Source organism: Candidatus Marifrigoribacter sp. Uisw_064 (genome assembly GCF_047730175.1).
GTDB lineage: Bacteria > Bacteroidota > Bacteroidia > Flavobacteriales > Flavobacteriaceae > Marifrigoribacter.
The window spans coordinates 321,546-342,391 of the sequence record NZ_CP159833.1 but is presented as its reverse complement, the minus strand read 5'-3'; the positions used below and the strand labels follow the sequence as shown (position 1 = coordinate 342,391).

Below are 20,846 nucleotides of genomic sequence, written 5' to 3'. Positions count from 1 at the left end.
TTTTTTTAGTTTTCAACCCAGTTTTTAATCATTTGAAACCCTTCAGGAGTTAAGACACTTTCAGGGTGAAATTGAATTCCTCTCACATCAAACTCTTTATGTTTTAAAGCCATTACCATATTATTTTCATCTGTAGCTAATAGTTGTAATGAAGGGGGTAATTTTGAATCTACAGCCCAGCTATGATATCTCCCTACTTTTGTTTCTGAAGAACACTTATTAAATAAATAATCATCTTGTAATTTTATATTTGTTCCGAAGCCATGATATACTTCAGTTAAATTTATTAATTCACCTCCAAAACATTCAGCAATGGCTTGATGACCAAGACAAATCCCTAAGATGGGTATTTTACCAGCATAGGTAGTAATCACTTTTTTTGTAAGTCCAGCTTCTGAAGGAATCCCAGGTCCTGGAGAAATTAATATTTTATCAAATTCTGAAATGTCATTGATTTCAAATTGATTATTTCGAAGGACAGTTACAGCCACATTTAGTTCTTTCAGTATATGAACCAAGTTATAGGTGAATGAATCGTAATTGTCTATGACTACAATTTTTAAAGGTCTCATAATTGTTCAGCAATATTTATGGCTTTTCTTAAAGCGCCGATTTTATTATTTATTTCTTTTCTTTCATTTTCAGGCTTACTATTTACTACGATTCCTGCACCAGCTTGATACGTTAGTAAATTATTTTTACTTAAAAAAGTACGTATCATAATCGCCATATTAACATCTCCATTAAACCCTATATAGCCTATTGCTCCTCCATAATAACTACGTTTTCCATTTTCATATTTATCGATAAGCGTCATTGCTTTATGTTTTGGAGCACCTGCTAAAGTACCAGCGGGAAAACTGTCATAAATCACTTGAACTGGATTCGATCCTTCATCTAATTGCCCGGTAACTTTACTTACCATATGAATTACATGGGAGAAAAATTGAATCTCACAAAGTTTTTCAACTACTACATTGGTTGAGTTTCTACTTAAATCATTTCTTGCCAAATCGACTAACATCATGTGTTCAGCATTTTCTTTTGGGTCGATTAAAAGTTCATCAGCTAACTTTTTATCTTCTTCTAAAAAGCCAGTGCGTTTATAGGTGCCTGCAATAGGATGAATTTCTGAAACTTTATCTGTAATTCGGATTTGAGCTTCGGGAGAAGAACCAAATAATTTGAAGTTTGAATAATCAAAATAAAACAGATAAGGAGATGGGTTTACCATCCGTAAAGCACGATATACATTAAAGTCATCACCTGTAAATTTTTGATTAAATTCTCTTGAAAGAACTAATTGAAATACATCGCCTCTCTGACAATGTTGCACTCCTTTTTTTACCAATTCTTCATATTCTGAATTTGTAAAATTTGATAACTCATTTTCTTTCTTAGAAAAGGGAAAATTAGAGGAAACAGCATTTTTTAAAAGCTCTAATATGGAAGAGTCAAAGGCTTTTTCTGTGGTATTGTTTTCAATTAAATGAAGCTCGTTAGAATATTTATCGAAAACCAATACATAGCGGTAGACACTAAAAATAGTAATAGGTATTGATTTGTGGTTTTTTTCTTCTTGGTGTAATTTTAAATCCTCTACAAATTCTATGGTGTCATAAGAAGAATAACCAAAGACACCATTGTAGCAAAAGGGTAATTCAACTTCATCTGTTTTAAAGCTTGAAATGAAATTTGAAAGCTCGTTTACAAATGTTTGTTTATTAATTGGTACGAGTCTTTTTTTACCGTGGGTGTTAGATATTTCAAGGGTCTCATTTGTTGCTTGAAATGTTGCGATAGGTTCACAACAGATATAACTATAACTGTTTTCTTTGCTTTGATACTCTGAACTTTCAAGCAAAATAGTTTCTGAATAGTTATCTCTAAGTTTTAGATAGATACTCACGGGAGTATGCATATCTGCTATAATCTTAGTGTGTTTTGTAAATAGTTTTGTTTTCATTTATTTCAGTTTAACGCAAAAAAAAGCCTTCCGTTAAGGAAGGCTCTAATGTTTTATATATAGAATAGCTTATCCGTTCACGTGTTTAAGACGTAAAGGACTCCACCAACTTGTGTTTAAATTAATTGTTCTCATTGTTAAAGCAAATATAGAAATTAGTTTCAATAAACCAAATCTAAAAAATAATATATTATAAAAAATTCTCTCATTTTATATTTAATTTTCTTAAAAACAGGCAATAAATAATCTGCATTTTTTTATCTTGAAGTTCTATTTAGAATATGCTTAATGAAAACGAATAAAGAATTAGAACTAGCCTGGAATTTTGTAAATAACACCAATAGAAATGTTTTTTTAACAGGAAAAGCTGGAACAGGAAAGACTACCTTTTTACATAAACTAAAGATGGACTCCTTAAAGCGGATGGTGGTTGTTGCACCAACTGGAGTTGCCGCTATTAATGCAAAAGGAGTTACAATACATTCGTTTTTTCAGATGCCTTTTGGACCAATTTTACCTAATGAAGAGTTGAGTAATTCTTCGGGTTTTAATAGAAAATTCAGCAAGACAAAAATCAATATTATAAAATCTATGGATTTGTTAGTAATTGATGAAATTAGTATGGTTCGTGCAGATTTATTAGATGGAATTGATAAAACTCTTAGGCGTTATAGAAATAAAAACCTTGTATTTGGTGGTGTTCAGTTACTAATGATTGGTGATTTACAACAATTGTCACCTGTTATAAAAGAAAATGAATGGCAGTTACTCAAACCTTTTTATAAAAACGCCTTCTTTTTTTGCAGTTTAGCCTATCAAAAATGCGATGCGGTTAGTGTAGAGCTAAAACATATTTATAGACAAGACAATCCGAAATTTATAGAAATCCTTAACGAGATTAGAACAAATACCTTAACACAACCATCGGCTGATGAGTTAAACAAAAGATACCTTCCTGATTTCATACCTAACAAAGGCGAAGGTTATATTTCATTAACAACACATAACAATAAAGCAGAAGCAACAAATAAAGCAGAGCTTGAAAAATTAGAGGGAAAGCTTCAAACCTATAAAGCAACGGTTGAGGGTAAATTTCCAGAGCACTCTTATCCGAACAAAGAAAATCTAACATTAAAAGTAGGTGCTCAGGTTATGTTTATTAAAAATGACAGCTCAGCTGAAAAACGTTACTTTAATGGTAAGATCGGTAAAGTTATTTTATTAGATAAGAATGAAGTGGTTGTAAAATGTCCTGATGATGATTTTAATATTAACGCAACATCAGAAATTTGGGAAAATATAAACTATACTGTCGATAAAGAAACCAAAGCTATAACCGAAAACAAGATAGGCGCTTACACTCAGATTCCATTGCGCTTAGCTTGGTCTATTACTATCCATAAAAGTCAAGGCTTAACTTTTGAAAAAGCAATTATAGATGCACAAGGGGCTTTTGCACACGGTCAAACTTACGTGGCATTGAGTAGATGTAAAAGTTTGGAAGGTTTAGTGTTGAAGAGTAAGATTAATTCTAGCCATATTATTAGTGATACAAATGTGCTTTCATTTACTAAAACTGCCGAAGAAAACCAACCAGATGAATCTGTGTTGCAACAATCAAAAGCAGCGTTTCAATTGCAATTAATTTCAGAGATATTCGATTATTATAAATTTACCTATCCTATAAATCGTGTGTTAGATATTTATTATAAAAATAGAGGAAGTATTGAAGGCAATCTAGAAACACCTCTGAGCACTATTAAAGATGCAATTACAAATTTACTTAAGGTAGCAAATGCTTTTAAAGAGCAACTTGCTACAATATCACAAATGAGTGAAGCTCCAGAGAGCAATAAAGCCATTCAAGAACGTTTTGTAAAGGCTATTGATTATTTTAATACACATACAAAAACTGAAATTAGTGAACCTTTTAAAACGCTTAGTTTTACAACAGATAATAAAGCCTTAGAAAAAGATATTATAAAACAGTTGGATGCTTTCGAAGAATTTTTAGCTGCCAAATACCTTTATTTTAAGGGATTAACTAATAGTTTTAATACAAACGCTTTTTTAGAGTTACGAGGAAAATCGATTTTTCTAGGAAAAGAGAAACCTAAAAAATTGAGAAAAACGGTTATTGATGGTACCATAAATGTAGAATTATTTGAATTGCTTCGGGTATTAAGAAACGAAATTGCTAAAGAAAAGGACTTAATTCATTATCAGGTTTTTACCCAAAAAGCTTTATATGAAATGTGTGAAACCTTACCATTAAATAAACAAGAATTAAAAAAAATTATTGGAATGGGTACGGTACGTATTGAAAAATACGGAAGTGAAATATTAAAAGTTATTAAAGAGTATTGCGATGAAAATGATATAGATACTTCTAATCGGATTGAAATATTTGATGAACCAAAACCAATAAGAACAAAAGGAGAAACAAAAACAATTTCACTAGACTTGTTTAAAGCAGGAAAACCGATAGATCAAATCGCTTTAGAAAGAGAATTAAATGCAAATACTATCTTTGGTCATTTAGCAAGCTTTGTTTCTTCAGGAGAAGTAAAAATAAACGATTTAATTTCAAAAAAACATTACAAAGAACTAAAAGCCATTATACCGACACATACCTTCGAAAATATTTCAGATTTAAAACATCAAATAGATAATAAATACTCTTATGGAGAATTACGTTTGGTATTAGATGAATTGTTAAAACAATAGACTTTTAAGGTTCTTGATGATCATAACTTAAAATCACCTTGAGTTTCCAAAGTTCATTTTCTAAAACCCATGTATGAGTAAATTTAGCAATATTAGTTTTATATAGATCTTTGTTAAGTTCTTTAATAAAAAACTCATGGATACCTACTTGAATTGCACCATATAATACTCCATTATTATATAAAGGATAAACATCAAAACCTTGCTCCGTTAGTTTGCGGATAGGTTTTTTGTTGGGTGTAGCACAGATGTTCTGTTTCATACTTACTATAAAATCTTCTTCATAAGAAATTCCACCCTTATCATGATAAAAAACCATGTCTTTGTGCATCACATTTTTAATAGAATCGAATTTGCAATTATTGAATCCATCTTCAAAAATAAGTTGATCCATTTTTAAAATCTCTTTATATAATTTTGAATTCCTAGCAACTTGTGCAAAGGAAAACTGAAAAAATAAGAAAGAAAGGATGAGTAATTGAGTAGATTTTAGTTTCATAATTAATCAAAAAAAAACGCCATTTTTAATTTTAAAAACGGCGTTAAGGTTGGTTGGTATTTTTAGTTTATAGTTTTTTTACGCTTCCTGAAGAACTTCCTTTTTTAGTGACAGCAGTAGGATCGCCATAATATTTAATATCACCACCGCTAGATGCTTTTGCATTCAGTTTATCTTTTACGTTTACAGTAATATCAGCTCCACTTGAGGCTTTTGCATTGCAATTGCTCACTAAAAGTTTTTTTGCATTAATATCACTTCCACTAGAAGCATTTGCGTATAATGTACTTGCTTTTCCGGAGACTTCTATATCGGCTCCACTACTAGTTTCAGTGTATAAATCATTTGCAAAAACTTCTACTTCAAGATCTGCTCCAGAGCTACTATCTAATGTTAATGTTTCACTTTTTACTACTGAATTAGCTATTACATCAGCGCCACTACTTGCTTCAATGCTTGTAAGCTTTTTATAGGTTACATACACCTTTTTAGATTTTGATCTTCCAATATTTCTTTCGGCTCTAATAGTTAATTTTCCATTAGAGATATTGGTTTCAATAATATCCATTAAGTTTTCATCTGCTTCAACTACAATTTTATTTTCTGAACCTTCAGATAAATAAACATCAAGTCCTGTACTACCTTTAACTTTATCAAAGTCTTCAGTTACATTTCTTTCTTCTGTTATTACATTTCCATTGCCGTTTTCTTGGCCTAAATTAATATCGAAATTGCAAGAGGAAAGAACTGCGACTACTAATAGTATTGTGATTAGTTTAATTGATTTCATGTGTGTTTGTTTTTTTTGTTTTTTAAAGGTCATACTTCTACAAGCTCAGCACAGGCAGGTTCGCTATTATTGATGCCGTTTGGTGATAATATCTTTAGTATGCTCGTTTCATGTGTGTTTGTTTTAATTACCTAGTTTTATTTTTATAGTATCTTCTTCGTTACTTAAATTGATGTTTAAACCATCTTCATTTAGTTTTATGGAGTTTCCATCTTTTTTACTTTTGTACTCAAAAGACTCGTTAACTCTTGTCTCCCAACCTTCAGATTCAATTTTTGCTTCGAAAGAAGGACAGTCTAAACATTTTGTATCATCATCCTGAATAAGAAGATATTGTTCTTCATCACCATTATTTAAAATATCATCCCAATGTGAACTATTTCTATGAAATGAATAGGTGTTTTCATCTGCAAAAAGTATAGATCCTTCAGGTAAATATAATACCACTTCAACTTCTTGTTCGCGGTATTTATTATCAATATCACAGGTTAAGAAGCCATCTAGTAATAATGTATTATTATTTAAAGTATAGTTGTACTCTATTGCTTCTGCATTGTTTTTAGCATCGATGAATGAACTACCTTCTGCTTTCTTTTCAATAAATAGTCTACCTATAGAATCTTGTGTGGAACGAACAATAAGACGAACATCATTAGAATAGATGATCTTTTCATCATCTTCATTTAGTTTTAATTCGAAACCACTATTACGTCTAACTTTATATTCATATTGATTGCTTGAATTCATTGCTAGATTTAGTGTATCTCCTGCTTTAACAGGGATTATAACTTCTTCAATACTTTCTCCATCATACGCTAATTCTGTTGCTTGTCTTAATCCTAAAATTCCCAATCCGATAACAGATACAATCCATGTAATAAATATGGCGATTTTTGCTACTGTACCAATCGAGTTTAAATTATTGATTAGCATTTTTAGACCTAAAATGAATAATACAAAGAATGGAATTCCTATTGCAAATAAAGCTAGTAATGAAAATAACCAAAGAGGAGTATTAGTGGTATTCACTAAGTTTACATAATCCATTAATTCGTGATTTCCCCATACAATTCCCATAGTGCCTGTAGTAAATAATCCTACGATAAGTCCAATTAAAGTTGAAAGTGAAATTATGATTAAGAGTATTCCTATGAATTTACCAAAGATTTTAAATAGCGCAGAAAAAACACTACCTAAACCCCCGAAAAAACCAGAAGCACCACTTTTAGCTTTTTCTTTTACTGCATTGTAATCTGCATCTTTAATTTTACCTGAAGCGTTGTCTAATTCTTCTTTAAGCTTTTTTTCAATATTAGTAATATTGATTTGCTGTCTACTCATTTTCAATTTGTCTGAAGTAGTGACTGCAGCTGGAACTAATATCCAAAATATAATATAGATTACTATAAAGAATCCACTAGAGAATACCGTTAGTAAAATCCATAATAATCGAACCCAGATTGAGTCAATTCCCATATAATGACTTAAACCAGATGCAACTCCTGCAACGAATTTATTGTCTTCATCTCTAAATAATTGTTTTTGGTAAGATCTTTCTTTTGATTTTGCTTGTTGAGAAGGAGGAACATCCTCAAAAATTTCTTCATCAATCATATAGTCTTCAGGTTGACCCATTACTGCGATCACCTCGTCAAGTTCTTTTATACTGATTACTTGAGATTTACTTTCAACTTTTTCAGAAAAGAGTTCAGCTATACGAGACTCTATGTCTCTTATAATTTCATCCTGTCCCTGAGGATCGGAGAAAGATCTTTTTATAGCATCAAGATATCGAGTAAGTTTTCCATATGCATCTTCATCGATGTGGAAAAATGTGCCTGCTAAATTTATATTTACTGTCTTCTTCATGGTTTAGTTTTTTTCGCTTGTTACTCTATTTACAGCTTGTTGTAATTCGCTCCAAGTTGTATTCAATTCTTTCAAAAATAATTTTCCTGTTTCGGTAAGGTCGTAATACTTACGTGGTGGGCCGCTTAATGATTCTTCCCAACGATAGGAAAGCAATCCAGCATTTTTTAGCCGTGTTAAGAGAGGATAAATTGTTCCCTCAACAACTAGCATTTTTGCGCCCTTTAAGGTCTCTAATATGTCTGAGGTATATGCTTCACCATCTTTTAAAATAGAAAGAATACAGTACTCCAGAACTCCCTTACGCATTTGTGCTTTTGTGTTTTCAATTTTCATGTGTCTAAAATTTTTTTATTAAAACGGTCACATGTAGTTCGCTATTTGTCATTCTCCCGAGTGATAAAGCTTTTAACATGCTCGTTTCATAAGTCTGTTTTTACTTTAATTCAAATACTAGTTCGTCCTTACTGATTAGGTAATTTGAACGAAGATTTTTAATGTTTCCTGAACATTGAAAATTTTCATTTTGGGAAACATACTTAGCGGTTTGCTGAAGGGTTTCTGCTGGGAGTATGCTTAATACTAATCCTAACAAAATACTAACTAACGTGCTCATTTTTTGATTGATTTATTTCCTCATCAGAATTTTCATCTTCTGAATTTAGGATGGTTGTTTTAATGAATGATATACTAATAGGGTAGGTGTATGATTTTCCTTTTGCTGCAGACATGGTTGCTGAGATTACGGCATATAACTCGATCACAAAAAGACCAAATAATAATAATGCGGCAATCATAAATATAACGACAAACCCTGAAAAATTCTTAACATCTTGAAAGGAAACATGATCTACGGTATGATCAATTGCTTCAACAAGGCTAACAAAATTTGTAGCATAGATTAAAACAAAGGGTAGGCATATAAGGCCAATTACAATTGAATATAATATGACACTTAATTGAAAATTAATGGCTTGCCTTCCATGTTCATCTGTAAATGTTTTCTCCTTATTAAAAGACCATAATAATAAGGGTGCAATAAAATTTCCGAAGGGAATAAAATATTTTGAAAATGTTGAGAGGTGCATTAATGAAGCAACATTTTTTTGATTTTCTGATATAGTAGTATCCATTGTTCATTAATTTCTTATACAAATATATGTCTATTAAATGGTATTATGTAACGCATAGTACTGTAATTAACATTTATTTAACAAATTTAATTATTTAATTATTTGATTATCAGTATTATAATAATTCATGTATTTTTGTAATATTAAGTGTATTCTTTATTTTTTTATTAATACGTACATTTGATTTTCTTATTAAATAGGAATTTTAAATATAAAGCATGCCCATTACACCCAAAAAAATTACAGCTTTTACTTTCTTTAAACTACCTTCAGTATATTGGTTAGGAGTTCGTATTAAGTCAATTTCAGAAAAAGAATGTTCTGTTACAGTCAAACATAGATGGATTTCCCAAAACCCTTTTAAATCACTTTTTTGGGCAGTACAAGGTATGGCTGCCGAGTTAAGTACAGGTGCTATGCTAATGAGTTGTATACATGATAGTAAGCTTCCTATTTCTATGTTGGTTGCCAATAACAAAGCTAATTTCTCAAAAAAGGCCACAGGTCGAATCACGTTTAACTGTACCGATGGACTTAAAATAAAAGAGGCTATACATAAAGCAATTGAAACTAAAGAAGGGCAAACGTGTTGGATGACTTCTATTGGTAAAAATGAAAACGGTGATATAGTATCTACTTTTGAATTTGAATGGACCGTTAAATTGAGAACTAAGAAATAATGTATAATTTTTATTATTTGATGTAACAAAGCTTCTAAATCTTCAACTCATAAGCATAAATTAAAAACCATTAAAATGACAGCACACGAAATAGATTATACTATTTATGGAGAAGAAATGCAATATGTTGAGATTGAATTAGATCCAGAAGAAGGAGTAGTAGCCGAAGCAGGTAGTTTTATGATGATGGACGATGGAATACAAATGGAAACCATTTTTGGAGATGGTTCACAAAAGGATCAAGGTTTGATGGGTAAAATATTTGGAGCTGGTAAACGATTGTTGACAGGCGAGAGTTTATTTATGACAGCCTTTTATAATACGATAGGAGGAAAAAAGAAAGTATCGTTTGCTTCTCCATATCCTGGGAAAATAATTGCGATAGACTTAACAAAATTTGGAAATAAATTTATTTGTCAGAAAGATGCATTCTTATGTGCAGCCAAAGGAGTTTCTATTGGAATTGAGTTTTCAAAAAAATTAGGTCGTGGCTTATTTGGTGGTGAAGGTTTTATCATGCAAAAATTAGAAGGTGATGGAATGGCTTTTGTTCATGCCGGTGGAACTACTGCAGTAAAAGAATTAGCTGCTGGAGAAAAACTAAAAGTAGATACAGGATGTATTATAGGGTTTGATAATTCAGTAGAGTATGATATTGAGTTTGTTGGTGGAATTAAAAACACATTGTTTGGTGGCGAAGGAATGTTTTTTGCTACACTAAAAGGACCCGGTACTGTGTATATTCAATCATTGCCTTTTAGTAGGTTAGCGAAAAGAGTTTGGGCATCAGCTCCAAAAGGTGGAGGAAAAGATAAAGGTGAAGGTAGTATCTTGGGAAGTTTGGGTAATATATTAGATGGAGATAATAGATAAAAAGATGTTAAATTTTACCTCTTGAAGAATATTGTAAGCTTTTTTTTGTTATCTTTAAAAAGAATATTAAATCTCAGCTTATACAAAAAAAACTACTTAATTTTTACATTTACAATAATGGCTAGAGCAATGTTTGATTACACAAAAACTGTACTTTCAAAAGTTAGTTTTGATGTAAACTTGTTCTGTAAGGAATTAAAAAAAGCGTTAACCCGCTTATTACCTCATGAAATAGAGGAACTAAAAATTTGGGTTAATAATTTAATTACACAGAACCCCCAATTAGATCAATGTTTAATTTATTTAAAAGAATAAAAAAATCCCTTAACGTCAGTTAAGGGATTTTTTAGTTTTAAGAATAATTTATTTTAAAGGGCTTATTACTTTTATGTCCTGAAAAGATATTGCTCCTCTTATTACACCCGTAATTACATCATACATTGCATTTACTATTTGCATTTTTAATTCACTTTTTCTGTAAATTATACTAACCTCTCTAGCAGGAGAAGGCTCGTTAAAATAACGTAAATGTTTTTGTTGCTCTTTTGAAATATCCAAGGTATGTAAATAGGGTAGTAGTGTCATTCCCAAACCTTCATTCGATAATTTTATCAAGGTTTCAAAACTTCCGCTTTCTAATTGAAACGATTCATCATTACTATCTTTAAAAGCTTTACAAATATTAATGATAGCCTCTCTAAAACAATGACCATCTTCTAATAATAGAATGTCATCAATATCTAAATCTTCGCTATCAATTTTTTTATTTGAATATAAACGGTGATTTTCTGGTACATAACCTACAAAGGGTTCAAAATAAAGAACACGTTCTTTTATTCTTTCTTGATTTAAAGGTGTAGCTGCAATCGCAGCATCTAAATGCCCATCATTTATTTTTGAAATAATTTCTTGCGTATTGAGTTCTTCTATTTTTAAATGAACTTTAGGATATTTATTAGTGAAATTCTTTAAAAACATAGGTAATAAGGTTGGCATAATCGTAGGAATGATTCCTAGTTTAAATTCACCTCCAATAAAGCCTTTTTCTTGATCTACTACATCCTTCATCCTAGAGGCTTCATTTACAATATTTCTTGCTTGAGAAACGATCTTTTTTCCTATCTCAGTAAGCTCTATTGGTTTTTTTCCTCTATTAAATATTAATATATCTAGCTCTTCTTCTAATTTTTGTATTTGCATACTTAAGGTAGGCTGGGTTACAAAAGTTTTTTGAGCTGCCTTTGTGAAATTTTGATACTCAGCGACAGCTAAAACATATTTTAATTGTGTAATTGTCATATTGAATGTCTTTAATACAATAATACAACATGTATTGATAATATCTATGCAAAATGTAATTTAATTAGAATTTGTCTATAGCAAAAAATCCGATACATGTATGCATCGGATTTATTAAACTCAACTATTTTTTATAATCTAATTTCCATTTCAAGAGGAGTATTTTCAACAGTAAACTTTGCGTCACTCCATTGTGGTGGTCCAAAACTCATTACATTATTTGACATTCCAAAGGCTTCCATTGGCATTCCATTGTCTTGAAAATCCATTCTTTTATTATCATTTTTATCGTGTAAAATAATAATTCCATAAATTCCTGGTTGTATATTTTCAAAAGTAACTGTAGATTTTCCATCTACAATGCCATTACCCTTTGCCTCTAATGGGTTTTTCATAAAAGTAGATTCATTGTGCAATGAAAATAAAACAGTTCCAGCAGTTCCTTGTAAGGTAACTGTCACAGTAATTGTTGTTCCTTCACTAGTTACTATTGTTTCATTTGTATCTGATTGTGCAGAGATAAAAAGAGATGATACTGATAATGCGATGGTAAAAAGAATAGTTTTCATAAGGGTATGTTTTTGATTTGTTATTAATTTCTTGTACAAAGATGCGGTCAAACCTCTTTATTACATAAAATAAAGTACTCAGTTGTAAAATCTTGAAGATGAATTGTAATTATTGTAGCACAAAGCAATTAAAGTAAGCCTTTTGCCTTTATCTCTAAGTACTTATTGATCGTATTCACAGTTAGGTCTTGAGGTGAAGTTAATACGGTCTGTATCCCTCTTTGTTGAAGTTCCCTTACCATTAGTTTCTTATCGAATTCAAATTGTTGGGCAATGGTTTGGTCATAGATTTCAGGAATACTTTCTGCTTTTGTCTGACTTAAACTATGCAATTCAGTATTTTCAAAAAAGATAACCACTAATACATGTTTTTTTGAAATCGCTTTTAAATAAGGAAGTTGCCTATGAAGTGATGAGATGTGTTCAAAATTGGTATATAATAAAAGTAAACTCCTGTGTGTAATTCTTCTTCTCACCAAACTTTGTAATACCCCAAAATCGGAATCTAAAAACTTAGTTTCTATATTATATAGAGTGTCTAATATATTATTGAGGTAGGTTTTCTTTGCTTGAGCAGGTAAATAACTACCCACTTTATTTGAAAAATCAACCATCCCTACTTTATCTCCTTTTTTTAAAGCGATATTTGAAAATGCTAAGGCACTATTTATAGCATAATCTACTAATTTTAATCCTTCAAAAGGCATTTTCATCACTCTACTCGTATCAATAATAGAATAGATAGGCTGCATCTTTTCGTCTTGGTATTGATTGACCATTAACTGTCCTCGTTTTGCCGTAGCTTTCCAATTAACAGTTCTCACATCATCTCCTATGATGTATTCTTTTATTTGCTCAAATTCAAGTGTATGGCCTATTCTTCTTATCTTTTTTAAACCGTATTGTGTGAGTCGATTGTCAATAGCAAGAAAATCATATTTCTTCATTTGGATAAAAGAAGGATATACTTTTACCAATTGTTCTTTGTTGAATGTAAACCGCCTTTTAATCAATCCAATATTTGAAGTCACATAACAGTTTAAATTTCCAAATATATATTCTCCTCTATCGACGGGTCGTACATTATATTGGAAGGAACTTCTATGTTTCCCAGCAATTTGAATAATTTTTATAAAGTCTCTTTTCTGAAACTGAACAGGAAGCTCATCAATCACAGATATATCTATCTTAAATGAATAGTTATTACTGAATTGAATAATGATTTCATTTTCATCACTGTTTGAAAACTTTTCAGGTAAAATGCGCTCTCCCTTAATACCTTTATTACTGAAAAGCATACTTGCTTCAAGAAGAAGAACCAATAAAAAACCATAGACTAATAGCCAAATAATACCGTATATATTTGGAATCCAATACGATATTAAAAAAAGCACAGCAATTATTGATAGTACAATAAAGAACCGTTGACTTAGAAAAAATGATTTTATAAATGCGATCACTTATCGAGGAATTTCTATGGATTGAGCTATCATATCGATAACAGTTTCTGGAGTCATACCTTCCATTTCACGTTCTGGTGATAAAATAATACGATGTCCTAAAACTGGATTCAACGATCTCTTTACATCATCTGGGGTTACAAAATCTCTACCATTCATTGCTGCAAATGCTTTTGATGCATTCATAATTGCTAAGGATGCTCTTGGAGAACCTCCTAAATACAAATGAGAATGATTTCTAGTTTTATCAACTATTTGAGCGATGTATGTAAATATTTTTTCTTCTATTAGTATGTTTTGAATATGAGAGCGTAATACCATTAAATCTTCTGGCGATAAAACACCTTCAATCGAATCTTGTGGAATTTTCATTTTCCGTTCATGATGTGTTTTAAGTATGGTTACTTCATCTGAAAGGGTTGGATAAGCCACTTTTATTTTAAAAAGAAATCGATCCAATTGAGCTTCAGGCAGAGCATAAGTTCCTTCTTGTTCTATAGGATTTTGAGTAGCTAATACCATAAACGGATATTCCATTTTGTATCTATGTCCATCAATAGTAACCTGTCTTTCTTCCATTACTTCAAATAAAGCTGCCTGTGTTTTTGCTGGAGCTCTATTAATTTCATCTATTAATATAACATTAGAAAAAATAGGACCTTTTTTATATTCAAATTCTGAACTTTTCATATTCAGAATGGACGTTCCTAAAATATCACTCGGCATTAAATCGGGCGTAAATTGTATCCTACTAAAGCCTGTTTTCAATGTCTTAGAAAATAATTTTGCTGTAATCGTTTTAGCAATGCCTGGCACACCTTCTATTAATACATGACCATCTGCTAAAAGGGCTACAATTAAGAGCTCTATAAAATCTTCTTGCCCAATAATGATCTTATTGAGTTGCGTTTTTATGGCTTCAACTTTTTCTTTTAGTTGTTCTAAAGGGATACGATTGTTAAAATGTAATTCTTCGTTTTGTAATTCAGGTTCTTCCATCGGTGTTCTTTTTAAATACGGTGATTTCTTCGTATAATTTTATAAGCTCGCTCTGAGAGGTATCTTGTTGATGCTGTACTTTTTCAATAAAAGTAAATAGATTTTTTGTGGTTTCCATGTCATTTCCAGTTCGGGATGCCACAGCATTAAAAAATCGACTGTTTATGTGTTCAGTGGGAACACGTAATCGGGTACGTATAAATTCAAAAAATAGGGCGATTTGTTTTTGCGCAATTTTATGATTTTCTTTTTTATCGAGATACATTCCCGAAATGGTCCTTGTGTATTCGTAGGTTTTATTAGTTAATGGAGCTACAATTGGGATGCTTCGTTGTTTCCGTTTTCCTTCAAATATAACAAAAAGGAAGGCTCCTATAAGCACAAAATAATAGGCCCATTTTAAATATTTATTGCTGAATAAAATATGCAAAGGAGAAAGATTAATTCTTTTTCCAGATTTATAATGCCGATCCCATAACAGGAGTTTTCCATTATTGATATAGGAAAGCACCTGTTGCGTATAGGTAGCATTGTCATCGATCAATAAAAAGTAATTGGTGAAAATTTCAGGTTGTGTATGAATGTATATGAAACCATTACCTACCGGTGCTTTGATAAAATTCACTAATGGTTTTGTAATTTTTAAAGTATCATTATACACCTGAGTAACTCCTAAAACGGTATGACTTAAGGTATCAATCTCTTCAAAATAACTAAGCCTCAAATCTCTTTTAATATGATACGGAGTTTTAGATTTTAAATCTTTGTTGACTAAGTTAAGTAATGGTTCAGTTCCAATTTTATTTAATAAAACAGCTGTATTCTTTTTTAATTTTAAGGTGTCAAGTAAGTTTTTACTAATATAATTTGAAGCAATAAATACTGAATTTCCTTTTGAAATCCAATTCAACATTTTATCCTGTTCTGCTTCATCAAAACCAATTTGATCATTGATAAAAATATAATTTCCTTCCTGAAGTGAATCTTGTAATTTTTCAAAAGGAGATTGAGTTATTTCGGTTATATTTTCTAAAAAAGTGTCTTCTAATACCTTGAATAAAACATGGGTTCCATAAGGAATCTTATCTTCATTATTATAACTTGGATACCAATTAATAGGCATTGGTTTTGTTGCTTCCAAGTAAATAAAACCTGCAATGACGATTAAAAATCCAACGAGTAGTGTTTTTTGAAATCTACCCATGTGTTTCTTTGATTTGAAGGTCTATATTTTTAAACACCTGTTGCGCTTTATAAAAATCATTTTCAGAAACAGAAAAGTTTCCATACCAGATATAATCGTATAAAAGCGTTGCTTTTTCAAAATTCTGATTGATGGCTTTTGAGGTAATTTCTTTTAAATAATCATTATTTGTTTTATCGAATTCATATTCTATAAGATTTACATCTGTTAGGTTTTTTAGTAGTAATAGATAATAATAGCGAACTGCCAATCTGAAATCTTTTTTATCTAATGCTTTATTGATTAACACTTGAATGTCTTTCGATTTTATAATTTCTTCTTCTTCAGTGAAAAACATTTCGGGAGCTTCTTTCGATTTTAAAAGTCTCGCTCCAGGGTTTAATTTATAAAATAACCAAGCTATAAAGAAGATGAGTCCAATGATGATAAGATAGGGGAGAATGCCTATAAAAAAAGCAATGATTCCATTGTCTTCATAGTCACCAAATACCCAATGCCAAAAACGATTCCAAACATCTTTTACCCATTTTGTAAAACTGGTCCACCAATTTTCTTCGACTACTTTTTCTGTATAATCGAAGGCTGAATCCTTTTTATACGATTCAATTTCAGTTGTATTAAATTCAATTGGATTTACCTTTCCATCGCTATCATAACGCACTTCTTTCTTCTGTGCTGAAATACTATCCTGAGGAATCGTTTCAGCATGTATTTCAGAAAAAATAAAAAATAAAGTTATAAGTGAAATGAGATATTTCATAGATTATTCTTGAGAGTCGCCTAATGATTCGATCGTTTCCATAGTGCCTGTAAAGTTTTTCTTTTCATTTAAATTGAAATACACAAAAACGGTACAAATTACCATAATAGTAAGTAAAAGGTATTGAGCAATAATACCTATGGTACTTAGCGCAACATAGACCCAATCGAACATATCAGCTGGATCTACAGAGCTAGTTTGTGCTGAGGTCAAAGCTTTGATGAAAAAATAAATATACTGAGGTATTTGAAAAACAATTAACACAAAATAATATATGAGACCCATCACAAAAAGAGTAATAAAGGTCATCCACCAGTTTTCTTTAATTAGGTTAAAACAATAACTAATACTCTCGATTACGTCTTTACCTTCAAAAATGTAAATACAATACACAGTAGATAAGGCTACTGCAAGATAAATTCCAGGAATGAAACAAAATATAACTCCGACTCCAACCATAAGCCCAGCCAAAATACTTATACCCAATAAACCAAGGAAGTTTTTTTTAACCTCGGAAGAGATTTCATCCTTGTTTATTTCACCCTCATTTTTAATATATGATTTAATATAGCTTATGACCGTTCCATATAAAAAAGAGTTGTAAACAATGCCAGCAATTAGTAATATAAATAAAGCGATTGCAAAACTAAACGTAAAAACACCTGAACCTAAAAAATCAGCAGTACCCATGCTTCCTAGTGTCGTTTGCATATAGTAAATATATGCGATCAATACGATGACTAAAGCAGGTCCTGCTAATTTAAAAATCATTCCAAAGAGTGCTTTCCATTCGGAACGGATAAATGCAAACGTATCAGTTAAAATGTCTCCTAATTCTCTTTGTTTCTTAAAGTTGATTAAATCCTTCATGTGTCTTTATTATTTGTATTAACGGGTCACATGCTGTTCGCTAGTAGTGATTTTATTAAGCGACACACTTTTTAGCATGCTCGATTCATGTTTTCTTTTAAGTTTTATGGGGTACATCACATAATAAAATAAGATAAGGCTCAAAGAACCTCCAATAATAATTATTGCTAGCCAATCTGGCATTTCGGTATGTCTGGTAACAAATCCTTCTAAAAATCCAGCAATGATAAAAAATGGAATGGTGCTCAATACTATTTTAAGTCCGTCTTTAGCACCTCTTACAAAAGATTGTAATCTTGTATAAGTGCCAGGAAACAAGATACTGTTTCCTAAGACCAATCCAGCGCAGCCTGCTATAATAATAACAGATATTTCTATGGTACCATGAATCCATATGGTTCGAACCGATTCCCATAGCAATCCTTGATCGTAAAAGAAATACTGAAATGATCCAAGCATAATAGCATTACTCATGATAATGTACAAGGTGCCTAAACTGAGAAGCATTCCGAAGGAAAAAGCCATTAAAGCCACTCTTATATTATTAATTGTAATCCCTAGAAACATATTCATTTCTCCCATTTCTTTATACACCGCCATAGGATCTCCTTTTTCTATGTTGGTAAGTGTCATATTTACATATCCATCCCCTAAAATAAGTCGTACAAAGTTTTGATCTGTTGCTGCAGAATAGGCTCCAATTATTGAAAATAGTAAGAAAGTAATGAATGTAATTGCTAATTGTTTGTGGTATTTTGAGAAAAATAATGGGAATTCCTGGGTGTAAAATGTGATAATGCGAGAACGGGACTCTCTTTTTGTTTTATATATTTTTTGATGTGCAAAAGCAGAAATACCATTTAAGTACCTTAGTGTGTTGCTGTTAGGGTAGAAAGTTTGAGCGTAACTTAAGTGATCTGTCACTTCAATGTACAAGGCACTAAGTTCATCTGGATCTATTGAAACATTATTCTTAAGAACGCTTTCAAATTTTAACCATTTGTCTTTATTTTGCTTAGCAAATGAAGCTTCACGCATTGATTGATATAGTTTAGCCTCAAAGTAACTGATTTAATGAATAATTTTCAAATAGAAACGGCTCAAAATGTTAACATTATTCAAAATGTTGCAGGGATAGGAGATCGAATTTTGGCATATCTAATCGATTCGTTGATTATGATTGCTTATGTAATCATCATTGTTTTAGTGATGTCTATAGGAGATGTAAATGATGATTTAAATTTTATTATTGCAATGACCTTTGGGTTGCCACTATTTTTGTATCATTTACTATGGGAAATGTTTTGGAATGGAAGGAGTCCAGGAAAAGCAGTGATGAAATTAAGAGTCGTAAAATTAGACGGCTCACGCCCCGCATTTTCAAATTATTTAATTCGTTGGTTGTTACGCATAATCGATATAAGTTTAACGAGTGGTGCTTTAGCCTTAGTAACTGTTTTGTTGAATGGGAAAGGACAGCGATTAGGTGATTTAGCCGCGACAACAACGGTTATTTCTGAAAAAATGAGCGTTAATTTTAGGCAGACAATTTTAGTTGATATTCCTTTAGATTACCACCCAAAATATCCGCAGGTTACTGTTTTTACAGACCTTGAAATGCAAACCATTAAAAATATGTTTATTCAAGCAAAGATTAATGGAAACCATAATGTGATATTAAAACTATCGGCTAGAGTTTCCAAAGTCATGGAAATCACATTTGAAGAAACCCCCATTCTTTTTATAGATAGAGTGATTAAAGATTATAATTTTTATACCCAGAACAATTGAGTTTACTTTTATTAATAGATATTTTAGGAACCATTGCATTTTCGATTTCGGGAGTGCTTACGGCTATAAAAAAACGAATGGATCCCTTTGGAATCTTTATTATTGCTTTTGTTACAGCGGTAGGAGGAGGAACGCTTCGGGATTTATTAATCGATGCCCCTGTTTTTTGGATGCGAGATTTAAGTTTTATTTATGTTATTGCTGCCGCAGCAGTCATTGCAATTATTTTTAGAAATAAACTTAGCTATGTAAGACGTTCCCTATTTTTATTCGATACGATAGGTATTGCACTATATACCGTCGTTGGTGTTGAAAAAGGAATTGCGGCTGGTTTTTCACCTATTATATGTGTGGCATTAGGAACCCTTTCAGCTTGTTTTGGAGGAGTAATACGGGATATCTTGTGTAATGAAATACCTATTATTTTCAGAAAAGAAATTTATGCTACAGCCTGTATTGTTGGAGGTGTTTCTTATTTTATGTTACAATATTTGCCAATTTCGAATACCATCATCGTTTTTATCTCTGGAGGAATGGTCATTTTAATACGCTTGCTGGCTGTTTACTTTAAACTTTCTCTGCCGACGATTTATTCAAAAGATGAACTTAATCAATCACAGTAGCCGATAAAACATAAACATTAGCTAAAGGCCATTCTCCTTCATCTGCTGGTAGTTTCGAAATTTTTTCTGCAATATCCATCCCTTTTGTAACGGAACCAAAAACAGTATAATCTCCATTTAAATGTTTGGTTTTTTGAAGAGGCCCTACAAAAATGAAAAACTCAAATGGAAAGGATAGCTTATTGGGATTTTTACGATATTCTTTTGCGCCAGATACAGTACCATATCGATGGATTTTTCCTTTTTTTACTTCGGAAGGAATTAAATAATCCCCTCCAATTTTAGATCTTTTTCTTTGTGTGCCAACATTATCGCTATTCCCAGCCTGAATAATAAAGTCTTGTACCACGCGATAAAAGAAAGTGTTGTCGAAGTATTGTTGCTTCACTAAATAAATAAAATTAGCACGATGTAAAGGCGTGTCTTTAAGCAGTTTAATTTCAATGTCACCTTCAGTGGTACTAATTAATACTTTTGTTTCAGGATTGTTATTGCCGTATTCAGTTAAAAATTCTACTACATTATCGGGTGTGATTTTTGGATAAGGAGCAGGTGTATTTTTTTTAATAGCATTTAACTTTCTTGCTTCTGAAAGCGAATCAATTTCAGCTTGAATTTTCACTTTTTCAGCAGTGCTTTTTGGTGTTACTTCGGAAGACTTTTTCTTATCTTCACAACTTGTAAAGAACAAAAAAAGCAAACTAAAAGAAAGGATATATTTCATTAATGACATT

Annotated in this window: 23 protein-coding genes; 6 read left to right on the top strand and 17 right to left on the bottom strand. The window is 31.3% G+C overall.

Features of this window, described 5'->3' with window-relative positions; genetic code table 11:
• Positions 1-5: 5 nt before the first annotated feature.
• A complete protein-coding gene (locus tag ABXT64_RS01565) occupies positions 6-572 on the bottom strand; it encodes an anthranilate synthase component II (protein WP_443633641.1) in 567 nt (188 codons plus the stop codon).
• Entirely contained in the window at positions 569-1,966 is a 1,398-nt protein-coding gene (locus tag ABXT64_RS01560) for an anthranilate synthase component I family protein (protein ID WP_443633640.1), read from the bottom strand. Before ABXT64_RS01560 ends, ABXT64_RS01565 begins: the two co-directional genes overlap by 4 nt.
• 288 nt (positions 1,967-2,254) lie before the next feature.
• Between ABXT64_RS01560 and ABXT64_RS01555 the strand changes: the two genes are divergently transcribed.
• Positions 2,255-4,693 carry a helix-turn-helix domain-containing protein gene (locus ABXT64_RS01555; protein ID WP_443633639.1) on the top strand — a complete coding sequence of 813 codons (2,439 nt, stop codon included), beginning with the start codon at positions 2,255-2,257 and terminating at the stop codon, positions 4,691-4,693.
• 4 nt (positions 4,694-4,697) lie between these two features.
• Here the strand turns inward: ABXT64_RS01555 and ABXT64_RS01550 are convergent, their stop codons facing one another.
• From ABXT64_RS01550 to ABXT64_RS01525, 6 genes are all read right to left on the bottom strand, one after another.
• On the bottom strand, positions 4,698-5,192 hold the full coding sequence (locus tag ABXT64_RS01550; protein ID WP_443633638.1) for a nuclear transport factor 2 family protein: 495 nt from the start codon (positions 5,190-5,192) through the stop codon (positions 4,698-4,700).
• 67 nt (positions 5,193-5,259) lie between these two features.
• Positions 5,260-5,982 (bottom strand): head GIN domain-containing protein, encoded by a 723-nt coding sequence (locus ABXT64_RS01545; protein ID WP_443633637.1) that lies wholly within the window; start codon positions 5,980-5,982, stop codon positions 5,260-5,262.
• A 123-nt stretch (positions 5,983-6,105) separates the two neighbouring features.
• Positions 6,106-7,851, bottom strand: a complete 1,746-nt coding sequence (locus ABXT64_RS01540; RefSeq protein ID WP_443633636.1) for a PspC domain-containing protein — start codon at positions 7,849-7,851, stop codon at positions 6,106-6,108.
• Between the two features lie 3 nt (positions 7,852-7,854).
• On the bottom strand, positions 7,855-8,187 hold the full coding sequence (locus ABXT64_RS01535) for a PadR family transcriptional regulator (protein WP_443633635.1): 333 nt from the start codon (positions 8,185-8,187) through the stop codon (positions 7,855-7,857).
• Positions 8,188-8,287: 100 nt separating this feature from the next.
• Positions 8,288-8,467 carry a hypothetical protein gene (locus ABXT64_RS01530; protein WP_443633634.1) on the bottom strand — a complete coding sequence of 60 codons (180 nt, stop codon included), beginning with the start codon at positions 8,465-8,467 and terminating at the stop codon, positions 8,288-8,290.
• Entirely contained in the window at positions 8,451-8,984 is a 534-nt protein-coding gene (locus ABXT64_RS01525) for a DUF4870 domain-containing protein (RefSeq protein ID WP_443633633.1), read from the bottom strand. Before ABXT64_RS01525 ends, ABXT64_RS01530 begins: the two co-directional genes overlap by 17 nt.
• A 218-nt stretch (positions 8,985-9,202) precedes the next feature.
• On the opposite strand from ABXT64_RS01525, the gene ABXT64_RS01520 reads away from it, so the two are divergent.
• The 3 genes from ABXT64_RS01520 to ABXT64_RS01510 all read left to right on the top strand — a co-directional run bounded on the left by ABXT64_RS01520 (position 9,203) and on the right by ABXT64_RS01510 (position 10,852).
• Positions 9,203-9,664: a DUF4442 domain-containing protein gene (locus tag ABXT64_RS01520; RefSeq protein WP_443633632.1), complete on the top strand. Its 462-nt coding sequence runs from the start codon at positions 9,203-9,205 to the stop codon at positions 9,662-9,664.
• Positions 9,665-9,739: 75 nt separating this feature from the next.
• Entirely contained in the window at positions 9,740-10,537 is a 798-nt protein-coding gene (locus ABXT64_RS01515) for a TIGR00266 family protein (protein ID WP_443633631.1), read from the top strand.
• Between the two features lie 117 nt (positions 10,538-10,654).
• A complete protein-coding gene (locus ABXT64_RS01510; RefSeq protein WP_443634896.1) occupies positions 10,655-10,852 on the top strand; it encodes a hypothetical protein in 198 nt (65 codons plus the stop codon).
• A gap of 48 nt (positions 10,853-10,900) precedes the next feature.
• Here the strand turns inward: ABXT64_RS01510 and ABXT64_RS01505 are convergent, their stop codons facing one another.
• The 8 genes from ABXT64_RS01505 to ABXT64_RS01470 form a co-directional block, all read right to left on the bottom strand.
• Positions 10,901-11,836 carry a LysR family transcriptional regulator gene (locus tag ABXT64_RS01505; protein WP_443633630.1) on the bottom strand — a complete coding sequence of 312 codons (936 nt, stop codon included), beginning with the start codon at positions 11,834-11,836 and terminating at the stop codon, positions 10,901-10,903.
• A gap of 131 nt (positions 11,837-11,967) precedes the next feature.
• Positions 11,968-12,405 carry a DUF2141 domain-containing protein gene (locus tag ABXT64_RS01500; RefSeq protein ID WP_443633629.1) on the bottom strand — a complete coding sequence of 146 codons (438 nt, stop codon included), beginning with the start codon at positions 12,403-12,405 and terminating at the stop codon, positions 11,968-11,970.
• A 128-nt stretch (positions 12,406-12,533) separates the two neighbouring features.
• Positions 12,534-13,862: a DUF58 domain-containing protein gene (locus ABXT64_RS01495; protein WP_443634894.1), complete on the bottom strand. Its 1,329-nt coding sequence runs from the start codon at positions 13,860-13,862 to the stop codon at positions 12,534-12,536.
• Positions 13,863-13,865: 3 nt separating this feature from the next.
• Entirely contained in the window at positions 13,866-14,864 is a 999-nt protein-coding gene (locus tag ABXT64_RS01490) for an AAA family ATPase (RefSeq protein WP_443633628.1), read from the bottom strand.
• Positions 14,851-16,068: a DUF4350 domain-containing protein gene (locus ABXT64_RS01485; RefSeq protein ID WP_443633627.1), complete on the bottom strand. Its 1,218-nt coding sequence runs from the start codon at positions 16,066-16,068 to the stop codon at positions 14,851-14,853. Before ABXT64_RS01485 ends, ABXT64_RS01490 begins: the two co-directional genes overlap by 14 nt.
• Positions 16,061-16,828 carry a DUF4129 domain-containing protein gene (locus ABXT64_RS01480; protein WP_443633626.1) on the bottom strand — a complete coding sequence of 256 codons (768 nt, stop codon included), beginning with the start codon at positions 16,826-16,828 and terminating at the stop codon, positions 16,061-16,063. The genes ABXT64_RS01485 and ABXT64_RS01480 overlap by 8 nt, the downstream gene beginning before the upstream one ends.
• Positions 16,829-16,831: 3 nt before the next feature.
• Entirely contained in the window at positions 16,832-17,698 is an 867-nt protein-coding gene (locus ABXT64_RS01475; protein WP_443633625.1) for a hypothetical protein, read from the bottom strand.
• 18 nt (positions 17,699-17,716) lie between these two features.
• Positions 17,717-18,736, bottom strand: a complete 1,020-nt coding sequence (locus tag ABXT64_RS01470; RefSeq protein WP_443633624.1) for a stage II sporulation protein M — start codon at positions 18,734-18,736, stop codon at positions 17,717-17,719.
• Between the two features lie 36 nt (positions 18,737-18,772).
• Between ABXT64_RS01470 and ABXT64_RS01465 the strand changes: the two genes are divergently transcribed.
• On the top strand, positions 18,773-19,489 hold the full coding sequence (locus ABXT64_RS01465) for an RDD family protein (protein ID WP_443633623.1): 717 nt from the start codon (positions 18,773-18,775) through the stop codon (positions 19,487-19,489).
• Positions 19,486-20,112: a trimeric intracellular cation channel family protein gene (locus ABXT64_RS01460; RefSeq protein WP_443633622.1), complete on the top strand. Its 627-nt coding sequence runs from the start codon at positions 19,486-19,488 to the stop codon at positions 20,110-20,112. Before ABXT64_RS01465 ends, ABXT64_RS01460 begins: the two co-directional genes overlap by 4 nt.
• On the opposite strand, the gene ABXT64_RS01455 is transcribed toward ABXT64_RS01460, so the two are convergent.
• Positions 20,096-20,836, bottom strand: a complete 741-nt coding sequence (locus ABXT64_RS01455; RefSeq protein ID WP_443633621.1) for a peptidylprolyl isomerase — start codon at positions 20,834-20,836, stop codon at positions 20,096-20,098. The two genes, ABXT64_RS01460 and ABXT64_RS01455, sit on opposite strands and share 17 nt — an antisense overlap.
• Positions 20,837-20,846 lie beyond the last annotated feature (10 nt).

What these genes read in the sequence shown, in the direction of transcription:
- ABXT64_RS01555 (WP_443633639.1), top strand. Translation starts at nt 2,255, where the DNA reads ATGAAAACGAATAAAGAATTAGAACTAGCCTGGAATTTTGTAAATAAC.
- ABXT64_RS01515 (WP_443633631.1), top strand. Translation starts at nt 9,740, where the DNA reads ATGACAGCACACGAAATAGATTATACTATTTATGGAGAAGAAATGCAA.
- ABXT64_RS01545 (WP_443633637.1), bottom strand. Translation starts at nt 5,982, where the DNA reads ATGAAATCAATTAAACTAATCACAATACTATTAGTAGTCGCAGTTCTT.
- ABXT64_RS01470 (WP_443633624.1), bottom strand. Translation starts at nt 18,736, where the DNA reads ATGCGTGAAGCTTCATTTGCTAAGCAAAATAAAGACAAATGGTTAAAA.
- ABXT64_RS01540 (WP_443633636.1), bottom strand. Translation starts at nt 7,851, where the DNA reads ATGAAGAAGACAGTAAATATAAATTTAGCAGGCACATTTTTCCACATC.
- ABXT64_RS01520 (WP_443633632.1), top strand. Translation starts at nt 9,203, where the DNA reads ATGCCCATTACACCCAAAAAAATTACAGCTTTTACTTTCTTTAAACTA.
- ABXT64_RS01500 (WP_443633629.1), bottom strand. Translation starts at nt 12,405, where the DNA reads ATGAAAACTATTCTTTTTACCATCGCATTATCAGTATCATCTCTTTTT.
- ABXT64_RS01530 (WP_443633634.1), bottom strand. Translation starts at nt 8,467, where the DNA reads ATGAGCACGTTAGTTAGTATTTTGTTAGGATTAGTATTAAGCATACTC.
- ABXT64_RS01485 (WP_443633627.1), bottom strand. Translation starts at nt 16,068, where the DNA reads ATGGGTAGATTTCAAAAAACACTACTCGTTGGATTTTTAATCGTCATT.
- ABXT64_RS01490 (WP_443633628.1), bottom strand. Translation starts at nt 14,864, where the DNA reads ATGGAAGAACCTGAATTACAAAACGAAGAATTACATTTTAACAATCGT.
- ABXT64_RS01525 (WP_443633633.1), bottom strand. Translation starts at nt 8,984, where the DNA reads ATGGATACTACTATATCAGAAAATCAAAAAAATGTTGCTTCATTAATG.
- ABXT64_RS01480 (WP_443633626.1), bottom strand. Translation starts at nt 16,828, where the DNA reads ATGAAATATCTCATTTCACTTATAACTTTATTTTTTATTTTTTCTGAA.
- ABXT64_RS01535 (WP_443633635.1), bottom strand. Translation starts at nt 8,187, where the DNA reads ATGAAAATTGAAAACACAAAAGCACAAATGCGTAAGGGAGTTCTGGAG.
- ABXT64_RS01550 (WP_443633638.1), bottom strand. Translation starts at nt 5,192, where the DNA reads ATGAAACTAAAATCTACTCAATTACTCATCCTTTCTTTCTTATTTTTT.
- ABXT64_RS01510 (WP_443634896.1), top strand. Translation starts at nt 10,655, where the DNA reads ATGGCTAGAGCAATGTTTGATTACACAAAAACTGTACTTTCAAAAGTT.
- ABXT64_RS01560 (WP_443633640.1), bottom strand. Translation starts at nt 1,966, where the DNA reads ATGAAAACAAAACTATTTACAAAACACACTAAGATTATAGCAGATATG.
- ABXT64_RS01475 (WP_443633625.1), bottom strand. Translation starts at nt 17,698, where the DNA reads ATGAAGGATTTAATCAACTTTAAGAAACAAAGAGAATTAGGAGACATT.
- ABXT64_RS01455 (WP_443633621.1), bottom strand. Translation starts at nt 20,836, where the DNA reads ATGAAATATATCCTTTCTTTTAGTTTGCTTTTTTTGTTCTTTACAAGT.
- ABXT64_RS01505 (WP_443633630.1), bottom strand. Translation starts at nt 11,836, where the DNA reads ATGACAATTACACAATTAAAATATGTTTTAGCTGTCGCTGAGTATCAA.
- ABXT64_RS01465 (WP_443633623.1), top strand. Translation starts at nt 18,773, where the DNA reads ATGAATAATTTTCAAATAGAAACGGCTCAAAATGTTAACATTATTCAA.
- ABXT64_RS01565 (WP_443633641.1), bottom strand. Translation starts at nt 572, where the DNA reads ATGAGACCTTTAAAAATTGTAGTCATAGACAATTACGATTCATTCACC.